At 51.3% G+C, this 2,841-nt stretch carries 2 protein-coding genes; both read left to right on the top strand.

Annotated elements, in window-relative coordinates:
• Positions 1-1,606: menaquinone biosynthesis decarboxylase (locus Q0236_RS01990; RefSeq protein ID WP_297914439.1), on the top strand; the 1,606-nt coding region annotated here is incomplete at its 5' end.
• 335 nt (positions 1,607-1,941) lie between these two features.
• Positions 1,942-2,841 (top strand): ArsS family sensor histidine kinase (locus Q0236_RS01985; RefSeq protein ID WP_297914435.1); only part of this gene is annotated, 900 nt, incomplete at its 3' end.

Here is a 2,841-nt window from a genome sequence, read left to right as displayed (position 1 = left end):
CGGACCGTGCCGCCAGATGGGCCCCGTCGTCGACGAGATCGCCGCCGAGATTGAGAGCCTGCTAAAGCCGAAGCGTCCGCAAAGCTTCGGCGAAAAAATTGATTTTTTAGCGCACTTAATCTCGCTTCGTAAAATTTTTGTAAAACGCCTTAGCGGTCGCGGAGAATGCCAGCAGGTCGCGCATCTGGGTGCTGACGTCGATTTGGGCGAGCTTCCCGTACTTAAGACCTGGGAGGATGACGGCGGCGCGTTCATCACGATGGGGCAGGTCTACACGAAGGATCTGAACTCACAAACGCAAAATCTCGGCATGTATCGCATGCAAATTTACGGGCGCGACCGCCTGGGGATGCACTGGCAGATACACAAAGACGGCGCGGGCTTTTTCGACGAATACCGCAAAGCGGGGCGCAAGATGCCCGTATCCGTGGCGATCGGCGGCGATCCGCTCTATATCTGGTGCGGTCAGGCGCCGCTGCCGAAGGGGATTTTTGAGCTGCTGCTTTACGGCTTCATCCGCCGCAGCCCCGCTCGCCTCGTAAAATCGATTACGAATGAAATTTACGTTCCCGCCGATGCGGACTACGTGATCGAGGGCTTTGTCGATCCCGCAGTAAGCGAGCCGGAGGGGCCTTTCGGCGATCACACGGGATATTACACGCCGGTAGAGCCATTCCCGGTGATGGAGGTTAGCGCGATCACGCACAAGCGCGCGCCCGTATTTCACGCCACCGTCGTGGGCAAGCCGCCGCTTGAGGATAAATTTATGGGATACGCGACCGAGCGGATCTTTTTGCCGCTGTTTCGCACGAGCGCGCCCGATCTGATCGATTATAAAATGCCCGAAAACGGCGTATTTCACAATCTGATTTTGGCTAAGATCGCCGTGCGCTACCCCGCTGCTGCCAAACAGATCATGCACGCGTTTTGGGGCGTGGGGCAGATGAGCTTCGTAAAACACGCCGTTTTCGTGCCGCAAGACGCGCCGAGCTTAGATGAGTACGAGGCGCTTACGAAGTACGTCCTAAACCGCATAGGCGCGCGCAGCCTCGTTTTTAGCGAGGGTGTGTGCGATCAGCTCGATCACGCAAGCCCGAACTCCTGCTTCGGCGGCAAGCTCGGTATCGATGCGACGGCGGATTTAAGCTCGCAGGCACCGCAAATTTTAAGCGACGAGGAGCTGCTAGCGAAATTTCAAAGCGAGGAGCCCGCTATTTTGGCGCTTAAGCAGCACTTTTGCGATACGAAAAACCCGCTCGTGCTGATAAACATAGACAAAAAAGAGCTCGTAGAGCGTAGCTGGCGGCGGCTTTTGAAATTTAGCGAGCATTTTAAAATTTTGATTTTTACCGATGCGGGGAACGACGCGAGCAACCTCTATATGAGCGTTTGGCGCGTCGTAAATAGCATCGATGCGCTGCGCGACGTGTTTGTGACGCAGGACGATCGCATCTGCATCGATGCTACGAGCAAGCACGAGTGGGAGGGCTATACGCGCCGGTGGCCGCAGGAGACGCTCTGCAGCCGCGAAGTCGTAGCAAGCCTCATAGAGCGCGGTATCTTGCAGGACGAGCCCGAGCTATTTAAGAAATTTGAAATTTTTTGAGGACGCGGGGCGAAACTTCGCGCGGATTTGAAATTTTAAAATTTAGCTTTGATTTTACACTCTGATTTTAAGGGCTGCACGTTAAATTTAAAATAAATTTATTTGAATTTATGTGTTTAAGCGGTGAAATTTTATAAAATTTTCAATGGTAGAAATAGCAAAATTTTTAAAATCTTTATAAAATTTGCAATAGCTAGATTTAGGAAGTATAAACGTATTGCGTATTTAGGATATGCCACAAATCCGAAGTCGGACAGGTTCGCGCGTCAAAGCCAAAGCAAGCCCGCGGCTTCAAAGCTTTGAAATTTTAAAAATTTAAGGATCATATAAATTTAATGAAAGTAAGATCGTCGATTTTTTATACCATCACGTTCATCTTCGCGCTCGCTGCTGTGGGCGTTTCGCTCGCTCTGCTCTGGCTCATCGGCTACGATCAGCAAAACTACACCCGCGAGCTAAACTCCAAGTACTCCATCGTCGCGCGCGCGAACCTATATCAGATGAGCAAGCTCATCAGCGATGTCGAATACGAACGGCAGGTCGCAAATTTCGAGTTTTCGACCATCCGCGATGAAGCCAAGCGCGATGAGATCATTGCAGGCGCCGAAATTTTAGATAGCATCTCCGCAGACATCGGCTCTGCGGACATCTTGCTTTTTAAGCGCAAGCACTACTTAAAAATCACTCACGCTGGCGAGACGCGGCTTTTAAACGACAAGGAGTATCAGCCCTACCGCTACGATATTTTCAAAGCGATCTACGGCGTCATCTTGGTAATCATCCTGCTTGCGTATATCTTCATCATCCGCAAAATTCGCCCCCTTCGCAAGCTCAAACGCCAGATCGATAAATTTGCTAAAGGCGATCTTCAGATCAAGGACGTAAGCGTAGGAAACGACGAAATTTCCGAGGTTTCGCACGCATTTTACGAGGCGGTCACGCAGATAAACAAGCTTAACGAATCGCGCCATCTGTTTTTGCGAAACATAATGCACGAGCTCAAAACTCCCATCACAAAGGGTCGCATCGCCGTCGAGATGATCGAGCACGGTAAAAATCAGGAGCGTCTCATCTCGGTATTTGAGCGGCTGGAGAGCCTAATCAACGAATTTGCGGCAGTCGAGCGCGCAACTGCGGGCACGGCGCTAGTCGAACGAGGAATTTTTCCCATGGATGAAATTTTAAAAGAAGGGCTCGGCATCGCGATGATCGGTCCCGGCTGCGTCACGCTGCAA

Origin of the sequence: uncultured Campylobacter sp., from assembly GCF_938031315.1 — a bacterium.
GTDB lineage: Bacteria > Campylobacterota > Campylobacteria > Campylobacterales > Campylobacteraceae > Campylobacter_B.
Note: the sequence above shows the minus strand (reverse complement) of the source record. Positions and strands in the feature narration are given on the sequence as shown.